General features: G+C 63.2%; 17 protein-coding genes. 9 read left to right on the top strand and 8 right to left on the bottom strand.

The genetic code is table 11. The features are described from left to right. Window positions 1-7: 7 nt before the first annotated feature. On the bottom strand, window positions 8-784 hold the full coding sequence (locus tag BG57_RS16165; protein ID WP_035966160.1) for a sugar phosphate isomerase/epimerase family protein: 777 nt from the start codon (window positions 782-784) through the stop codon (window positions 8-10). A 117-nt stretch (window positions 785-901) separates the two neighbouring features. Beyond that, on the bottom strand, window positions 902-1,792 hold the full coding sequence (locus BG57_RS16160; protein ID WP_035966159.1) for a LysR family transcriptional regulator: 891 nt from the start codon (window positions 1,790-1,792) through the stop codon (window positions 902-904). A 112-nt stretch (window positions 1,793-1,904) separates the two neighbouring features. Here BG57_RS16160 and BG57_RS16155 point away from each other — a divergent pair, with 112 nt between their 5' ends. Then, complete coding sequence (locus BG57_RS16155; protein ID WP_035966158.1) at window positions 1,905-2,984, top strand: YeiH family protein; 1,080 nt, start codon at window positions 1,905-1,907, stop codon at window positions 2,982-2,984. A 71-nt stretch (window positions 2,985-3,055) separates the two neighbouring features. Here the strand turns inward: BG57_RS16155 and BG57_RS16150 are convergent, their stop codons facing one another. Then, on the bottom strand, window positions 3,056-4,294 hold the full coding sequence (locus BG57_RS16150) for a cystathionine gamma-synthase family protein (RefSeq protein ID WP_035966157.1): 1,239 nt from the start codon (window positions 4,292-4,294) through the stop codon (window positions 3,056-3,058). A 208-nt stretch (window positions 4,295-4,502) separates the two neighbouring features. On the opposite strand from BG57_RS16150, the gene BG57_RS16145 reads away from it, so the two are divergent. The 6 genes from BG57_RS16145 (at window position 4,503) to BG57_RS16120 (ending at window position 9,746) form a co-directional block, all read left to right on the top strand. Further along, window positions 4,503-5,240, top strand: coding sequence for a glutathione S-transferase (locus BG57_RS16145; protein ID WP_035966155.1), 738 nt, complete (start codon window positions 4,503-4,505; stop codon window positions 5,238-5,240). 45 nt (window positions 5,241-5,285) lie between these two features. Continuing rightward, on the top strand, window positions 5,286-6,089 hold the full coding sequence (locus BG57_RS16140; protein ID WP_035966153.1) for an aldo/keto reductase: 804 nt from the start codon (window positions 5,286-5,288) through the stop codon (window positions 6,087-6,089). Between the two features lie 162 nt (window positions 6,090-6,251). After that, entirely contained in the window at window positions 6,252-7,988 is a 1,737-nt protein-coding gene (locus BG57_RS16135) for a ClcB-like voltage-gated chloride channel protein (protein WP_035966151.1), read from the top strand. A 236-nt stretch (window positions 7,989-8,224) separates the two neighbouring features. Continuing rightward, window positions 8,225-8,491, top strand: coding sequence for a hypothetical protein (locus BG57_RS16130; RefSeq protein ID WP_035966149.1), 267 nt, complete (start codon window positions 8,225-8,227; stop codon window positions 8,489-8,491). 50 nt (window positions 8,492-8,541) lie between these two features. Then, entirely contained in the window at window positions 8,542-8,787 is a 246-nt protein-coding gene (locus tag BG57_RS16125; protein WP_035966147.1) for a DUF2795 domain-containing protein, read from the top strand. Between the two features lie 137 nt (window positions 8,788-8,924). Then, entirely contained in the window at window positions 8,925-9,746 is an 822-nt protein-coding gene (locus tag BG57_RS16120) for a hypothetical protein (RefSeq protein ID WP_052005848.1), read from the top strand. Between the two features lie 24 nt (window positions 9,747-9,770). Here the strand turns inward: BG57_RS16120 and BG57_RS16115 are convergent, their stop codons facing one another. Beyond that, window positions 9,771-12,167 carry an AsmA family protein gene (locus BG57_RS16115; protein ID WP_035966276.1) on the bottom strand — a complete coding sequence of 799 codons (2,397 nt, stop codon included), beginning with the start codon at window positions 12,165-12,167 and terminating at the stop codon, window positions 9,771-9,773. Between the two features lie 114 nt (window positions 12,168-12,281). Here BG57_RS16115 and BG57_RS16110 point away from each other — a divergent pair, with 114 nt between their 5' ends. Continuing rightward, window positions 12,282-12,971 (top strand): ABC transporter ATP-binding protein, encoded by a 690-nt coding sequence (locus BG57_RS16110; protein ID WP_035966145.1) that lies wholly within the window; start codon window positions 12,282-12,284, stop codon window positions 12,969-12,971. Next, window positions 12,968-13,783 (top strand): ABC transporter permease, encoded by an 816-nt coding sequence (locus BG57_RS16105; protein ID WP_035966143.1) that lies wholly within the window; start codon window positions 12,968-12,970, stop codon window positions 13,781-13,783. The genes BG57_RS16110 and BG57_RS16105 overlap by 4 nt, the downstream gene beginning before the upstream one ends. Here the strand turns inward: BG57_RS16105 and BG57_RS16100 are convergent, their stop codons facing one another. From BG57_RS16100 to BG57_RS16085, 4 genes are all read right to left on the bottom strand, one after another. After that, complete coding sequence (locus tag BG57_RS16100; protein WP_035966275.1) at window positions 13,784-14,257, bottom strand: VOC family protein; 474 nt, start codon at window positions 14,255-14,257, stop codon at window positions 13,784-13,786. A 40-nt stretch (window positions 14,258-14,297) separates the two neighbouring features. Further along, a complete protein-coding gene (locus BG57_RS16095) occupies window positions 14,298-14,765 on the bottom strand; it encodes a VOC family protein (RefSeq protein WP_035966142.1) in 468 nt (155 codons plus the stop codon). Between the two features lie 101 nt (window positions 14,766-14,866). Continuing rightward, window positions 14,867-16,804 carry a hybrid sensor histidine kinase/response regulator gene (locus tag BG57_RS16090; protein ID WP_035966140.1) on the bottom strand — a complete coding sequence of 646 codons (1,938 nt, stop codon included), beginning with the start codon at window positions 16,802-16,804 and terminating at the stop codon, window positions 14,867-14,869. 86 nt (window positions 16,805-16,890) lie between these two features. Further along, window positions 16,891-17,355 carry a response regulator gene (locus BG57_RS16085; protein ID WP_035966139.1) on the bottom strand — a complete coding sequence of 155 codons (465 nt, stop codon included), beginning with the start codon at window positions 17,353-17,355 and terminating at the stop codon, window positions 16,891-16,893. Between the last annotated feature and the right edge of the window lies 1 nt (window position 17,356).

The raw sequence follows: 17,356 nt of genomic DNA, 5'->3' as shown, positions 1-17,356 counted from the left end.
GCTGAATTCAAAATGCCGCGATGCGTGCAACCTGGACGGCGGCGTCGGCATCGCCCTGGAGCGGATATTCGATCGCACGGGGCACGGTCGACGGCAAGCGTTCGAGAATCGCGGCGAAGCGGGCGTCGTCATGGGCCGGCGCCACGGCGAAGCGACGTGCGCCCTCGCCCTCCGTCGTCTTGCAATGCACGTACGCGACATGCGGCGCGAGCCGTTGCGCCGCATCGAGCGGATCGGCGCCCGTCCAGTGCCAGTTGCCCGTGTCGAACGTCATTCCAAGAGCGCTCTCGGCGGGGAGCGCGGCGAACAGCGTCTCGAACGCGCCAGGCAGGCCGCCTTCTACCGACTGCCCGTTTTCGACGACAACCCGCGCCCGCGAGCCAGCGATTGCATGCGTAATGCAATCGATCGTCGCGGCATCGATAGCGACGCTGCCCTCTTTGCCACCCAACTGCAGCTTCACGATGCGCGCGCCTAGCGCGTGGGCTTCATCGACAGCGAGAGTCAGCGCATCGGCATCCAACGAACCATCGCCACGAAACAGCGTCGCGGGCGTCGAGTGCACGGACCACAAGCCCGCGCCTCGAATACGCTCGCCGAGACGAGCCAGCGCATCGAGTTGCGTGCCGGCATCGTCGGCAATCAGCTCGCGCCGCACTTCGAAACCGTCCGCTCCCGCGAGCGCCGCCTTCTCCGCGCAAGCGGCGTGTCCGTCGCGACGCACTGCATCGGCGCCGAATGCGCTCGCGACGATGACGACTTCAATGCTGTTCGAGTTTTCCACCACGCTCTCGCTCGCTTGGAACCGGTTCCAATCACTGACTTGAAAAAAGACGCCTGGGCGTCTTGCTGAGAACAGATAGTGCGCCGAGCGCGCCAAGTCGCGCCATAGTGGAATTCCCTAGCCGAAGCAATCAGCCCGTTCGCAAAGTTCAAGGAACCGCAATGCGACGCGCGACGGCGCCGCTGCATGCGGCATCACGATGGAAAAGCGGCGCGTGAGCGGCGTCGGCAATACATGGATGCAACGCAGCAGCGTGGACTCGTGACGGATCGACATCGCCGATACAAATCCGATGCCCATCCCCGCCCGCACTGCTTCCTTGACGCCTTCGACGCCCGCAATCTCGAGCGCCACGCGCATCGGGGCGCCGCAATCCGCAAAAGCACGCTCGACGATCTGCCGCACGCCCGAGCCGCGTTCGCGCAACACCAGCGGATGCTCACCAAGGTCCGCGAGCGTGGCGGCATCGCGACCGTCGGCGAGTGGATGGCCACTTGGCACGATCGCGACGATCTCGTCCTCGCGCCACGGCGTGAGGCTCGCGGTGGCAGGCAGTTCGAGCCCTGCTGGCCCTTCGATGACGGCGATGTCGAGCGAACCGAGCGCCGCGAGAATCTCGGTGGTATTGCCGTCGATGGTCGTCACCGCGACATCCGGATATCGCTTGTGGAAAGCGGCGATCAGATAGGGCAACAGGTAGCTGGCGGGCGTCGTACTCGCGCCGACGCGCAGCGTGCCGCGCTCGAAACCGCGCATCGCGTCGCGCAGGCCATGTGCGTCCCGGAAAGTTTCGCGCAGCCGTGCGGCATGCACGAGCAATTGTTCGCCCGCGGGCGTGAGGCGAACGCCGCGTCCATCGCGCTGATACAGCGGTTCGCCAAACTCTTCCTGCAACAGCCGGAGCTGCCCCGACACGGCAGGCTGCGACAAATGCAACGCGACGGCGGCCCGGCTGATGTTGCCGTGGTCGGCCACCGTGGCAAAGGTTATCAGTTGTTCTGGGGTCATTTCGTCAAAATATCATCTCAGCCGATATATCGCATTCTAAATCACGATTTTTCATATGCATATATCAAGAATAGGATAACGACATCGCACTAACGCTCGCAGGAAGGACTCCATGTCCACGCTCCAATCGCACGCTCCCGGTACTTCGCATTTCACCGCACGCGGACAACTGAACGGTATCTTGTTCGTCGCACTGTTCGCGGCGGCGGTCACGCGGCTCGCGGCACTGCCCGCCATTGCCGGGCTTGGAATCAGCCCGCTGATCGTCGGCATCATCGCGGGGGCGATCTACGGCAACGCACTCAAGGATGGCATGCCGCAAAGCTGGGCGGCCGGCGTGAACTTCTCGGCGCGCAAGCTCCTGCGGATCGCGGTCGCGTTCTTCGGGCTGCGCGTGAGTCTGCAAGAAATCGCACAGGTCGGGCTCGCTGGCATCACCGTGTCGGTGCTTGTCGTGGTCAGCACGCTCGTCATCGGCACATGGGCCGGCATGAAGCTGATGAAGCTCGATCGCGATACCGCCCTCCTCACCGCTGCCGGCAGCGCGATTTGCGGCGCAGCGGCCGTCCTCGCGTTCGAATCCACGCTGCAGTCAAAGCCGCACAAGAGCGCGATGGCCGTCGGCAGCGTCGTTTTGTTCGGCACGCTTTCGATGTTCCTCTATCCGCTCGCGATGCACGCCGGCTGGCTTCATCTCGATACGCTCGGCGCGGGCCTGTTCTTCGGCGGCACGATCCACGAAGTGGCGCAGGTCGTGGGCGCAGCGAGCAACGTCAGCCCGGAAGCGACGCACATCGCAACTATCGTGAAAATGACGCGCGTGATGCTGCTCGTGCCCGTGCTGCTCGTCGTGGGTTTCTGGGTCAGCCGCTCACGCAGCGCCAATCACGCGTCGGACGGTACGCCGCAAGCGGGCAAAGGCAAGCTCGCGGTGCCCTGGTTCGCGCTCGGTTTTCTGGCGCTCGTCGTCGTGAACTCGCTGCATGTGCTGCCCGATGCCGCGACAAGCACGCTCAACACGCTCGACACTTTCGCGCTCACCATGGCAATGACCGCGCTCGGCATGGAAACGCGCATCTCGCAGATCCGCCAAGCGGGCCCGCGTGCGCTTGCCACCGGCGCGATCCTGTATGCATGGCTGATCGGCGGCGGACTGGCGATCACCCTCGGCGTCGAGCGCCTGTTCAGCTGATCGGCCGCATTCAAAATGCAATGGCCGCCTTCATGCGAAGGCGGCCATTTTGATTGCATTCAGAAAACCACTTACGCGAGCTTCAAGGCTTGCTCGAAATCGCTGATCAGATCGTCGATTTCTTCGATGCCCGCCGACAGCCGGATCATCCCGTCCGATATGCCCATCGCCTTGCGTGTTTGCTCGCCGGCCTCGAAGAAGATCGTCGGCGCAACGGGAATGATGAGCGTGCGCGTGTCGCCGAGGCCGGTTGCTTTGACGGGTAGTTGCAAAGCGTTGATGACATCGACCATTCGATCCGCATTACGCAACTCGAATGACAGCAGCCACGAGCCGCTCTTGAACAGCGCCTTCGCGATGCCGTGCTGCGGATGACTTTCGAGCCCCGGATAAAACACGTTGCCAATCGCGTCGTGTCGCTCGAGATAATTCGCGAGCGCGAGCGCATTGTCGCTGCACTTCGCGACGCGCAACGCAAGCGTCTCCGCGCCCAACGCAATTTGATGCGCCTGTTCCGATGACAAAGCCGCGCCCATATCGCGCAGACCTTTCTTGCGAATCTGCAGAAGGCCTTGTTCCTTCGATGCGGAACGGCGGTAATCCTCCGCGATGTTCGGATATCGACTCCAGTCGAACAGACCGGTATCGGTGACGGCCCCGCCGAGCGCCGCGCCATGACCCGCAATGGTCTTCGTCAGCGAATTGATGACGAGGCTCGCGCCGACGTGCTTCGGTCGAAATAGGGCAGGCGACGTGATCGTGTTGTCGACGACATACGCAAGCCCGCGTTCCCCGCACAGTTCGCCGATGCCCAGAAGGTCGGGAATCTGCGTGCCCGGATTAGCGATCGTTTCGACGAACACCATGCGCGTGTTCGGCTTGATGGCATCGGCCACGTTGTCGCGCACGCCCGCATCGACGGTCGTCACTTCCACGCCGAGCGTGCGCAGCGTATTGAACAGGCTGTTCGTGTTGCCGAAGACGTAGCGGCTCGCGACGAGATGATCGCCCGCGCGCAAAAGCGTGAGGAACACCGCCGTGATCGCCGCCATGCCCGTGCTGAAACAGATCGAGCCGACGCCTTCCTCGAGGTTCGTGATTTTGCGTTCCAAAGCAGCGGTAGTCGGCGTGCCTTGCCGCGCGTAATTGAACCCGCCTTTCTTCGTGCCCTGGAATACGCCGATCAGATCTTCCACGCGCTCGAATCCATACTGGACCGATGTGTGAATCGGCTGGCGCAGGCCGCCGTGTTCGACACCCGTGTTTCTGTCGCCGTGAACGATACCCGTGGTGAAGCCTTGCTTGTCCATCCCTTCTCCGCTTCGATGTCGATGTCTTTCGTTGCCGCTATGAGTCCGGTACTTCGTGCATGCCGAATGCAAAAAACCATTCTACACCGGGGCTTTTCGATCGCTGGCCGCTCACCAGCACAGGAATAGCCGTTGCTCGCAGCCGTGCTTCAATGGACGATGACAGACAACGCCGCGACTTGCGGCACGACTGACGAGGAGCTCACGCATGGCTTACGAACTCTACTACTGGGACGGTCTGCAGGGCCGCGGTGAATTCGTGCGGCTCGCGCTGGAGGATGCGGGCGCCGAGTACATCGACGTGGCGCGCGAAGCGAAGAAGGACGGTTATGGCACGGACGCCATGATGAAGCTGATGAACAGCAAGACCGAGCCGCACATTCCCTTCGCACCGCCGTTTCTGAAAGACGGTGAACTCATCGTGCCGCATGTGGCGAACATTCTGTTGTATCTCGGCCCGAAGCTGAATCTTGCGCCGAAGGATGAAGGCTCGCGTTACGTCGCGCATGGACTGCAACTGACGATCACCGATTTCGTCGCGGAAGTGCATGACACCCATCATCCGCTAGCCACAGACTTGTATTTTGAGGACCAGAAAGACGCAGCCAGGATTCGCGCGCAGAATTTCCTCGACAAGCGCGTGCCGAAGTTCTTCGGATACTTCGAACGCGTGCTCAAGCAGAACCCGCACGGCGATACGCAGATGATCGGCGACACGATCACTTACGTCGATCTTTCGATGTTCCAGCTCGTCGAAGGTTTGCATTACGCATTCCCGCGCGCAATGAAGACATTCGCGAAGCACTATCCGCGCGTCGCTGCGCTGCACGACGCGGTGCTCGCGCGGCCCAACATCGGTGCGTACGTGGATTCGGAGCGACGCATCCCGTTCAACGAATCCGGCATTTTCCGCCACTATCCCGAACTCGATCAGGACGCGAAGTGATTCACGCGCCCGGTCGATGCAACTCACTCTTCACAAGGAGCCAGAATGGTCGCAACGATTCCATCCTTCGGTCTCGGCACGTTTCGCGTCGATGCCGACAAAACGGTGAACGCAGTCAAGAGCGCCTTGCAGATTGGCTATCGTCACATCGATACCGCCCAGTTCTATAACAACGAAGCCGCCGTCGGTCAGGGCGTCCGCGATTCAGGCATTCCTCGGGAAGACGTCTGGGTAACGACCAAGGTCTGGTGGGAACGACTCGCGCGCGACAAGCTGGTCGCGAGTCTGAAGGAGAGTCACGCGCTGCTCGACATCGGGACGATCGATCTTGCGCTCGTACACTGGCCATCGCCGAACAGCGCGGTGCCGATTGCCGAGACGCTCGCCGCGATGCAGGAAGCGCAGCAACTCGGCCTGATTCGCCACTACGGCGTGTCGAACTTTACGGCGCCGCTGCTCGAAGAGGCGCTGAATGCGCCGGGCGGCGGCGAGATCGTGACGAATCAGATCGAAGTAAGCCCGTTCCTCGCGAACCGCGCGCTCGTCGAAGCCACGCAGCGGCTCGGCGTCAAGGTCACGGCCTACATGCCGCTCGGCGAAGGCCGCGCGCATAACGATCCGACAATCAAAGCAATCGCCGCCAAACACGGCGCAACGCCCGCGCAAGTGACGTTTGCGTGGCTGCTGTCGCGGGACATCGTGGTGCTGTCGGCTTCGACGAATGCGGAGCATCAGCAGATCAACTGGGACGCGCAAAAGCTCAAGCTCGAAGCGGACGACATCGCCAAAATCGACGCGCTCGACGAAGGGAAGCGCAACGCCAATCCGCCGTTCGCGCCGAAGTGGTAGCGCGCTGAGAGCGCGGCGTCGGCCTGCGCGATGAAGCCCGGCTCGCATCACGAGCCGGGCTTTTTTGTGCGCGCGCCCAGGCTCAACACCTGCCCCGCAATGCTATCCTTGCGGGCGCTCCATATTCCATTTCCTTCTAAGCTTTTCACGAAAACAGCAAACGTGCTTTCGTTCCTGCTCAAGCTGCGCACGCGCGCCCAACAGCTTTTTCGCCTGTCCGATTCGCACACGATGCTCATCTGGGCCGTCGTGGTCGGGGTGGCCGGCGCGCTTGCGACGACCGTCTTTCGCGAAGGCATCGCGCTCACGCAACGGCTGCTCGGCAATGACTCGGAAGGACTGGTCGCGCTCGCGAACATCCTGCCGTGGCCCGTGCGGGTCGCGCTTCCCGCTGCGGGCGGGCTCGTCGCGGGCTCCTGTCTGATCGCCGCGCGACGTCACGCAAAGAAGAACGCCAACACCGACTACATGGAAGCGGTCACCATCGGCGATGGCGCGGTGCCCGTGAGGCAAAGCATCTGGCGCAGTCTCTCGTCCCTGTTCACGATCACGAGCGGCGGCTCGATTGGCCGCGAAGGATCGATGGTGCAGCTTGCCGCGCTGGCGTCGTCGCTGATCGGGCGATGGGTTCATTTCGATCCGCCGCGGTTGCGCCTGCTCGTTGCGTGCGGCGCGGCGGCGGGCATCACCTCCGCCTATAACGCGCCGATCGCGGGAGCGTTCTTCGTCACGGAGATCGTCCTCGGTTCGATGGCGATGGAGAGCTTCGGGCCGGTCGTCGTATCGTCGGTCGTCGCGAATATCACGATGCGCGAGTTCGCCGGGTATCGCCCGCCCTACGAGATGCCGGTGTTTCCGACGATCGCCGGTGTCGAAGTGCTGCTGTTCGTCGTGCTGGGCGTGTTGTGCGGCACGCTCGCGCCGCACTTCTTGCGGCTGCTGGCGGCGTCGAAGAAGCGCTTCTCGCTGCTGCCGCTGCCTTTACCGCTGCGTCTCGCGCTGGGCGGTCTGATCGTCGGCATCATCTCGATCTGGTGGCCCGAAGTCTGGGGCAACGGCTATGAAGTGGTGAACTCGCTGTTGCATCAGCCGTGGACGTGGACGGCGCTCTTAACCGTGCTGGTGTTCAAGATCATCGCGACGGCCGCGACGACGGGCTCGGGCGCGGTCGGCGGCATCTTCACGCCGACGCTCTTCGTCGGCGCGGTGCTGGGCTGCCTGTACGGCATCGCGGTTCATGCGATCTGGCCGCATGCGACCTCCGCGCCCTTCGCCTATGCGATGGTCGGCATGGGCGCGTTTCTCGCCGCCGCAACGCACGCGCCGCTCATGGCGATCCTGATGATCTTCGAGATGACGCTCTCGTATCAGGTCGTGCTGCCGCTGATGCTCTCTTGCGTGGTCGCGTATTTCATTGCGCGCACGTCTGAACAGACGTCGATGTACGAAGTCACGCTGCGCCGCACACGCGATGAGAAAGAGCGCCTGCGCCTCGCGGCGACCCAGATGCGCGAGCTCGTCAAGCCGCCCGATACCGTCGTGCCGCTCACCGCGAACGTGAAGGACATGACGCGCGTGTTCCTCGAATATCCGGTGAAGTATCTGTACGTGATCGACGAAGCCGGGCACTTTCGCGGCGTCGTCGCGCTGAAGGACATCACGTCCGATCTGCTCGACGAGCACGATACTGCGAACAAAACCGCCGCCGATTATCTCCAGCCTCATTTCGATGTGCTGACGCCTGACATGTCGCTTGGCGAGGCGTTGCAGCACTTCCTGGCGTTTCAGGGCGAGCGGCTGCCGGTCGTCGAACGGCAGAGTGATCCGCTTTTGCTCGGCGTCGTGTACAAGACTTCGCTTCTCGACGCATACTTCCGTCTGAACCCGACGACGCGCTGAAACTGCGCAGCCGTGCAATTTCGTGCCTCGTTACCGGTGCGTACGGCAGGTCGCATCGCGCGATTGTGGTTGTGCGCGAGTTCACACGTTACTCGAAGTATGGTCGCGCGACGCCCGCTCGTCGCGCCCGTGCGCCACGGCTTGCTGAGCCTGCACGCGCGAACGGCAAGCGAGCGTGGCATCGGCATAGGCTTTGCTTCGTGCTACTCGCTGCTTACGTGAGGAGGGGTTGCCCGATGAAGACCTCAACGTTGTTGTCGATGGCTCTCGTTTCGGCGTCGTGCTACGCCGCGCCGCTGCATACGAGTTCGTCGGACGGAGCGGTGGCCGTCGCATCGGCGACGCGCGCCGCGTTGCGCCTCAATGCCGCGCCGGTCGCACCGCCCGCGCCCGACATCTCGGCGCAAAGTCTCGACCACGCCCGCTGGCGTCATGTGCCTCTGCCGAAGTCGCGCGCACCGACACGCGGTATGGCGAGCCAGACGATCCAGGTGCAGACCTGAGTGCCTCGCGTGCAGCTTCCGTACTTTAATAACACCAACAGGACGCCACGATGACGGATCAGCCATCCCAGGAGCACGGTTTGAACGATGAACCGATCGACAACGAAATCGCGCAGGTATTGCGCCGGGTGACTTACCCCGCCAACAAGGATGCGCTCGTCGATGCGGCGCGCGAAGCAGGCGTCAGCAACGATGTCATTACCGTATTCGACGGTCTGCCGGAACAGGACTATAAGGACGCCGATGCAGTCGAGCAGTTGCTCGGCAGCAATGGCGGACCCGGGATCTCGGTGTGAGCGGCTAACTCTAGTCGCACCGGTTTTAGGAGATGGACGAGGAACTAGCGGCGGGACCTGCCCTATACTCGATTCGAGTCGCGTGATGCGTTTAGTCGACTCACGCAACAGTTCCCGTCCTCTTAGCACGACCCGCAATGCCCAAGGCCAGCATCTACCAGATCTTTTATTCTTCCGAAACCCAGAACGCGCTCGATCCCGGTTTTATCCCGCTCGATAACACGCATGGCAGGTCGGACTGGTACGAATACTGGCCTATCAGACGCTTCTTGCTGGACACCCCGCTGAACGAGAATGAGTTCTACGGATTTCTCTCTCCGCAGTTCGGCCCGAAGTCGGGTCTCGACTCAACCCGCGTCCATGCCTTCGTGCAAGGCGTACCGGACTCGACGGACGTCATTGTTTTATCCCCTTTCTTCGACGTCGGCGCGTTGGCTCTGAACGTATTCGTCCAGGGTACTTTCGACAATGCCGAGAGCTGGACGGTATTCGTCGATGCCGTGAAACACCTGATGCCCGAGGTGCAACTTGGCGAGCTCGTCATGGACTCGACCAACACCATCTTCTGCAATTACTTTCTCGCCAAACCAGCGTTCTGGCGATGCTGGCTCGAAATGGCTGAGAAACTGTTTGTGGAAGCCGAGCAAAAGGAAACGCCGCTAGGTAAATCGCTGAACCAAAGCCATCGTTATCGCGGCGGTTACGTTGATGAAAAGATCTTCGTCATGGAACGGCTCGCATCGCTGATTCTTTCGACGCAGCCGCAGTGGCGCGTGGAGAGCATTAACCCTATCTCGCTGCCGTCCTTGCGTCGCGGCGCCGGCGACGATTACAAGTGCGCAGTGATCATCCTCGATGCCCTCAAAGTCGCCGCGCGCAAGACGGGACGCAAGGAATACATGGAGACGTACCGGACATTTCTGGCACAGCTAGTCCGTAGGGAAAGCGGGGCCGCCTAAGCCCCCTCTCAACACTTTACGCCCTCAACTCCCCCGATACTGCCCCGCACTCGCCCCCACCGGCGCCGCGGGCTTCTTCGTTGCCTTCCCCGCTCCCTGCGCGGCGGCGCCGCTCGCGGCCGCATCCGATGACATATACGCCGGCGCTGCCTTTGCCTTCTGCTTCTGGCCCGCCGGCGGCGCGGTCGGCGCCTTGCGGATGTCGGCCAGCATCTGGTTGCAAGGCAGCGGCTTATTGTTGCTCGGCGCGATAAGCGGAATCAGCGCGGCAAACGGATTGATGAGACCGAGCCCGACCGCCGCACCGCCCCGCACCGCCAGCGCCCCGACGTTCACGCCGACCTTCGGATCCTTGAACGTGCCCTTGACGTAGAGCGGCGAGCGCAGCGAGAACACGCGGAAACCCTTCGTATGAGGATGGATGTTCAAATCCATGTCCTCGCTCTTCAGATTGATGTGGCCATCGACATTGATGACCGCATCGTCGGTATCGAGTGCGAACACGCGCGAATCCAGCACGCCATCCGTCACGACGAAGTCCGCCGCCGCGCAATTGATGTTCACGTCGCGCTTGCCGAAGAGTTTCTCATAGACGACGTTTGCCACGTTCAGGCCCGCCGCTTCCATGTACAGCCGGCTCACCGTGCCCTGCGTGACGAGCGCCTTCACTTCGCCATTCGATGTCGCCGCGAGCGTCGCGGGCGAATTGCCGGTCGCGGAAAGCGCCGCATCGCCGTTGATCTCGCCGAGCGCGGACTGCATCGTCTTGTTCGTCGGGAAAAGCTGCTTCAGCTTCAGATGCCGCGCTTCGGCCGAGAACTTGCCCTTCAGCGGCGCAGTGCTGCCGTCCAGATGAATGTTGGATGCAAACGTCCCGCCCGCGACGCCGAATTTCAGCGGTTCCAGCGAGAGCACGCCGTTCTTCATGATGACGTGGGTGTAGAGATCGGTGATCGGCAGCTTCGGGTCCTTGATGAGGCGCTGGCCGGTGAACTTCACATCGGCGTCGATGGCCTTCCAGCGGTCGGTCTTGAACTCCTCGGTCGGCAACGCTTTCGCGGACGGCTGCTTCTCCGTCTCGCCGCGCTTCGCCTTGCTCGCGTTCGAATCCGCGCCGATGATCGGTGCGAGATCGGAAAACTGCAGCAGATGCGAAACCAGTTCGCCTTGCAGCAGCGGGCGCGGCTTCCTTGCGGCATAGACGAGCGAGCCGTTGATATCGCTACCGCCCACGCGTCCGGTGAAGTTCTCGTAATGGAAGACATTGCCCTCTTCGCGGAACTGCCCGGTCAGGCGGCCCTCCGTCGCGAACGGCGGCGTTTCGGGCAGCGGGACGCCCGTGAACGGATACAGATGCGCCATGCTGACGGCCTGCACCCACAGGCGCAGATCGAGCGCGGCGAGATGCGCCGGATCGGTGACGGTTCCGACGAATGCAATATGCGTATCGCCGAGACGCACGTCGGCCTGCACGGGGAACGGGCGCTTCGCGTCCTGCACGGCGAGCACGCCACCGAGCTTGCCCTCGCCCGACACCTTGCCGCCGTTGTACGTGCCCTTCGCGGTCCAGCCGAACGCGTACGGCGGAACCGGCGGCTTCTCCGCGTTCTTCGTCGTGATGCTTTGCTGCGCCGACGTGCTCGCCGGATTAGGCGCCGAGGCATTCGCCGCCGCGGCCGCCGACGCAGCCGATGCCGCCGACGCTTCGGACGCCGCCGCCGCATCGGCCTGCTTCTCGAGCTTCGCGGCCCCGCCCTTGCCGACCATCTCCGCCGACGACTTCGCCGATGCCGCTTCCTGTTGCTTCATCACTTCGCCGATCGGCACGGCTTGCCCGAGCGTATCGACGACGATGTTCATATCCGCCTTCGTCACCTCGTCGCGCACGGCGATCATGCCTTTGGAAAGCGAGATGTCGCCGAGCTTCAGGTTCCACGTCGACGGCTCCGTCGACTGCTTGAACTTGAACGTCCAGTTGTTGCGATTGTCCTTGAGCCGCTCGATATCGACGGACGGGTTCACCAGGTTGATCGCAGGAATGACGATATCGTGCGCGAGCAAGGGCAGCACGGCCACCTGGAAGTCGATTTCATCGAGCGTCGCGAAATGCTGCTGGCGCGCCCAATCGGGATTGGCGATGGTGATCTTCTCGGCCGAGAAGCGCGGCCACGGCACCCAGCGTTTCCAGCCCGTTTCGTTCGGCGGCCGCCGCCAGCCGACCTTCAGATCGCCGGTGATATGGAACTGCCGGCCGATGGCCTGCGTGACCTTGTCATCGACCCAGGGACGCAGACGGTTCCAGTCGAACGTCAGAAAAATGACTACGAGGATCGCGATCAGAATCGCGAGGATGGCGAAGATCCATGCGACGATCTTGCCGACCTTCTTGCCATTTCTCCCGGCGGTTGGGGCTTGCGCCATATCGGCTCCATCCTTTTTTGCTGATTGACGTTGCGCGAGCACAAGCCATGCCCGCTTGATGCGCAGCCATCGCGCGTAAGATGACGCCACACTAAAAATTCCCCCATCGAACGAATGCCGAATTCCTCTGTGGCGCTCGTCGCGGCGAACGGGATCGTGCGCCGTGACGCGGCGCGCGGCACGTCGCTGTTGCATCCCACCGACTTCACGCTCGACGCGGGACAGCGCGTGTCGGTCACGGGGCCATCGGGTTCCGGCAAGAGCGTCTTCCTGCGCTCGCTCGCGCTGCTCGATCCATGCGACGAGGGCTTCATCACATGGCGAGGCGAACGCGTCGCGCGGACGGGCATTCCGGCGTATCGGCGGCATGTCGCGTATATCGCGCAGCGGCCCGCGATGCTCGATGGCAGCGTCGAGGACAACCTGCATTACCCGTTCACGCTGAAGGCCTACCGCGATGTTCGCTTCGATCGCGACGCCGCCGCGCGGCTCGCGCATGCAGCCGGGCGCGACGCGGATTTTCTCGACAAGCCCGCGAGCGAGTTATCGGGCGGCGAGGCGCAGATCGCCGCGTTCGTGCGCGTGCTGCAACTCGCACCCGACGTGCTCTTGCTCGATGAACCGACCGCCTCGCTCGATCCGGCTTCGGCGCGCGCAATCGAGGCGCTCGTGCGCAACTGGTTCGATGGCGGCGCACGGGCGTGCGTCTGGGTATCGCACGATATGGAGCAGGCCCGCCGCGTGGCGACGCGTCATCTCACGATGACCGCGGGCGTGCTGACCGACCCGGAGCGCGCGCAATGACGGGCTACCAGAACCTGAGTCTTTTCGATATCGGCCTCGCGGCGGCATTGATCGTCGTGAACGGCGCGCTCTCCGTGGCGCTCAAGCTCGGACTGGAGCGGCGGCTTCTTATTGCAGCGATCCGCACTGTCGTGCAGTTGCTTCTGATCGGCTACGTGCTCGGCTGGGTGTTCGCGTATAGCCGCTGGACCGTCGTGCTGCCGCTGATGGCCCTCATGACGGTGATCGCGGGCCTCGCGGCGTCGAATCGCGGGCGGCGCACGTATGCGGGCCAGCGCGTGGACAGCCTCGTCTCGATATGGGGCAGTTCATGGCTGATCGGCGCGTTTGGGCTGTTCGCGGTGATTCGCATCCATCCGTGGTACGAGCCGCAATATGCGATTCCGATACTCGGCATGATCCTCGGCAATACGCTGACGGGTGTATCGCTCGGCATCGAACGCATGACAGAGGAACTGACGGCGGGACGCGCAGCCGTCGAGATGTCGCTTGCGCTCGGCGCGACGCGATGGGAAGCGGCGCAAGGGCCCGCGCGCCAGGCGGTGCGCGCGGGCATGATTCCGACGCTCAACCAGATGGCCGTCGTCGGCCTCGTGAGCCTGCCGGGGATGATGACCGGCCAAGTGCTCGCGGGGCAATCGCCGTTGCAGGCGGTGCGGTATCAGATCGTCATCATGTTTCTGATCGCGGCGGCATCGGGACTCGGCGTGGTCGCGGCCGTCGTGCTGACTTACCGGCGGCTGTTTTCGCCGGATCACCGGTTCATGGCGAGCAAGCTGATCGAGCGGCAGCGCAAGAACCGGCGCAACTGATCACTCTCCGCGATACGCCCGCTCCAGCGCCGCGATATCGAGCTTGATCATCTCCCGCATCTTCGCCATCGTGCGATTGGCCTTTGCCGGGTCCGCATCCCGAAGCATGCCGATCAGCCGGCGAGGCGCGATCTGCCACGTCACGCCGAAGCGGTCCGTCAGCCAGCCGCACGCCATCGCCTGACCGCCGTCGAGCAGTTTGTCCCAGTAGTGGTCGATCTCCGCCTGATCGTCGCACTGGACGAACATCGAAATGGCGGGCGTGAACTGGAACTCCGGCCCGCCGTTGAGCGCGAGGAAGGCCTCGCCGTCGAGTTCGAACTCCACGGCAAGCAGGGAGCCGACCGGCCCCGGACTCGCTTCGTTGTGCAGCAAGGTGTTCGTGATGCGCGCGTTCCTGAACACGCTGACATAGAAGTCCACGGCCTCCTGCGCAGTGCCGTCGAACCAGAGACAGGGCGATATCTTGTTCATGCGCTCCTCCTTCGTGATGTTCATCGACAAGCTGCGCGCGTCATTCACGATGCCCGCACGTGGCCTTCTGCATCTCGGCGGGACTGACATCGCGGACATGCGTCGCGACCGACCATTGATGCCCGAACGGATCTTCGAGACGCCCGTAACGATCGCCCCAGAACATTTCGGCGACGGGCATGATGACGCGCGCCCCGGCGGCTTCCGCCTGTTTTACGGTGGCGTCGGCGTCCTCGACATACAGATGGATGATGACCGGCGAGCCTTTGAGCGCCGTCGCGCCGAGCAGGCCGAAGGCGGGATTTTCGTCGACGAGCATCAGCACCGAATCGCCGATTCGGATCATCGCGTGCATCAGCTTGCCGTCGGGACCGGGCAGGCGTCCCAGTTCGATCGCGTCGAACGCGCGCTTGTAGAACTCGATGGCCTCGGCCGCACCCGCGCACACGATGTGCGGGGTCAGCGAGTGCATGTCTTCGGGAATGGCTTTGACGGGGGATTGCGGCATATTGGCTCCGTGACGGGTTGAAGAAACGGTCAAACTACGACGAGCAAGCATGCCGCCAATCGACATCGTTCCGTGCACGGAGCGCAATTTTTCACATAGGTCTATCGCGTGAGTTCATCCGCGAGCGATTGAATCAGTGCCTCGAGCCGCGCAAAGTTCACAGGCTTCGTCAGATGATCGCGAAAACCTGCTTCGCGGCAGCGACGAATGTCCTCGTCCATGCCGTAGCCGGTGATCGCCACCGACGGCCGCCCCGGCTGGAGCGTCGTCCACGCCCGCGCGATGTCGAGGCCGCTGCCATCCGGCAAGCCGATATCGCTGACGAGCAGATCGAAGGTACCGCGTTTCGCGCACGCCAGCGCATCGGCGACGGTCGTCGCGACGGTGACGTCGTGGCCCAGCATGTCGAGCACCTCGGCCATCGCCGACGACGTCTGCTCGTTGTCCTCCACGAGCAGCACCCTGAGCGCGCTGCCCGGCTCCTGCTGCGCCGCCTGCGGCAGCGGCGCGGCCTCGTGCGGCGGCTGCACGCGGGCGAGCGGCAGTGTCAGCGTGAAGCGCGCGCCCTGATCGCGGCCATCGCTGTAGGCGGACAACGTGCCGCCGTGCTTCTGCGCGAGCGTACTCGCGATGGCGAGTCCGAGGCCGAGGCCGCCGAACGAGCGGGTGATCGAATCGTCGGCTTGTTCGAATGCCGAAAAAATGCGCGGCAACGCTTCTGCGCTGATGCCGATACCGCTGTCCGTCACCGACACCGCGATGGTCGCATCGTCCGGATTCCACGCCCGCACCTCGATGCGCCCGCCCGCAGGCGTGAACTTCACCGCGTTCTTCATCAGATTCCACGCGATCTGCTGCAGCCGCGCGGCATCGCCCGAGACGACGAAGCGCGTCGCATCGAACTTCGTTTCGAGCGTGAGATTCTTTGCGCGCAGATCGGCTTCGGACATGTCGAGCGCGCTCGTCAGCAGCGTATCCAGGGCGACGCTCGCGAAATTCAGACTGAGCTTGCCCCGCGCGATGCTCGTGAGATCGAGCAGATCGTCGATCAGCCGCGCTTCCAGTTCGACGTTGCGGCGGATCAGGTCGAGTGTCGGATGCGCCTCGCGCGGCAGCGGGTGTTTCATCTCCAGCAGACGCACGGCGGCGAGAATCGGCGTGAGCGGCGTGCGCAATTCATGCGACAACACCGCGAGGAAGTGATCCTTCGCGCGATTCGCGGATTCGGCCTGATCCTTCGCGAGCCGCAGCGCGTCGGCGGCCATGTGGGCGTCGGTCGCGTCGCGCACGATCTTCGAGAAGCCGATGAGTTCGTTCTGCTCCGTTCGGATCGCGGTCGTCACGCCCGACGCGAAGAACGAATGGCCGTCCTTGCGCCACAGCCAGCGATCATCGGATGCGCTGCCTTCGCGCCGCGCCGTTTCCAGTTCGTTGTCGAACACGCCGGCTTCGCGGTCGTCGTGACTATAGAAAATGCTCGCTGATTGTCCGAGCACGTCCTGCGGCGGAAAGCCGAGAATGCGCTCGGACGCCGCGTTCCAGGTGCGGATACGCCCTTCCGGGTCGAGCGTGATGACGGCGTAGTCCTTGAGGGCGTCGATCAGCAAACGGAAATGCGTTTCCGTTTCGCGTAGCGCCCGTTCCACCGCGATGCGCTGCGCACGCTCCGCGGATTCGCGCATCGCGCGGCGCACGACGGCGGGCAGCCGCTGCAGGCGCTGCTTGAGCACGTAATCGGTCGCGCCGCGTTTCAGCATGTCGACCGCGTGCTCTTCGCCGAGCAGACCGGACACGAAGATGAACGGCGTATCCGGCGCGCGCTCGCTCGCAATGGAAAGCGCCTCGATGCCCGAGAACGTCGGCATCACGAAATCGGCGAGGATTACGTCGAAGCGCCGGGCCTCGAGTTCGGCGATGAAACTCGCGGAGTCGTAGACGATCGACGCCTCGACGACGTAATCGGCGCGTTCGAGCTGGGCAATGGTCAGCTCCGCATCGAGCGCGTTGTCTTCGACGAGAAGCAGTTGCAGGGGCTGCATGATCTAGGCGGCCTCGCGATTGAGCGGGCGCACGGATGGCACGAATGGCACGGATGGCGTCGGGATGGCGGGCATGAGCACAGCGTTCATTGTCCTGCCAGCGGGCGGCGAAAGCGTGTGGAACCCGGCGGCGGCTCGTTGAGCACGGCCCAGAACACGCCGAGATCGCTGATCGCCTCGACGAATTCCCCGAATTCCACGGGTTTCACCACGTAAGCATTCACGCCGAGTTCGTAGCTGCGAATCAGGTCCTGTTCTTCACGCGACGAAGTCAGCATCACGACCGGGACGCTTTTCAACGCCGCGTTGGTGCGAATCATGTCGAGCACTTCGAGACCGTCGATCTTCGGCAGCTTCAGGTCGAGCAGAATCACTGCCGGATTGCCGGGCGTGCGGTCCTTCCAGTCGCCGGCGCTCGTCAGGTAGTCGATGGCTTCCTGACCGTCGCGCGCGACGATCACTTCATTGGCGAGCTGGCTCTTGCCGAGCGCAACGAGGGTCAGCTCGAGGTCATTCGGATTGTCTTCAACGAGCAGTATGGGTTTGAGCATG

It is taken from the genome of Caballeronia grimmiae (genome assembly GCF_000698555.1).
In the GTDB taxonomy this organism is placed as follows: domain Bacteria; phylum Pseudomonadota; class Gammaproteobacteria; order Burkholderiales; family Burkholderiaceae; genus Caballeronia; species Caballeronia grimmiae.
This window is presented reverse-complemented; position numbering and strand designations above follow the sequence as displayed.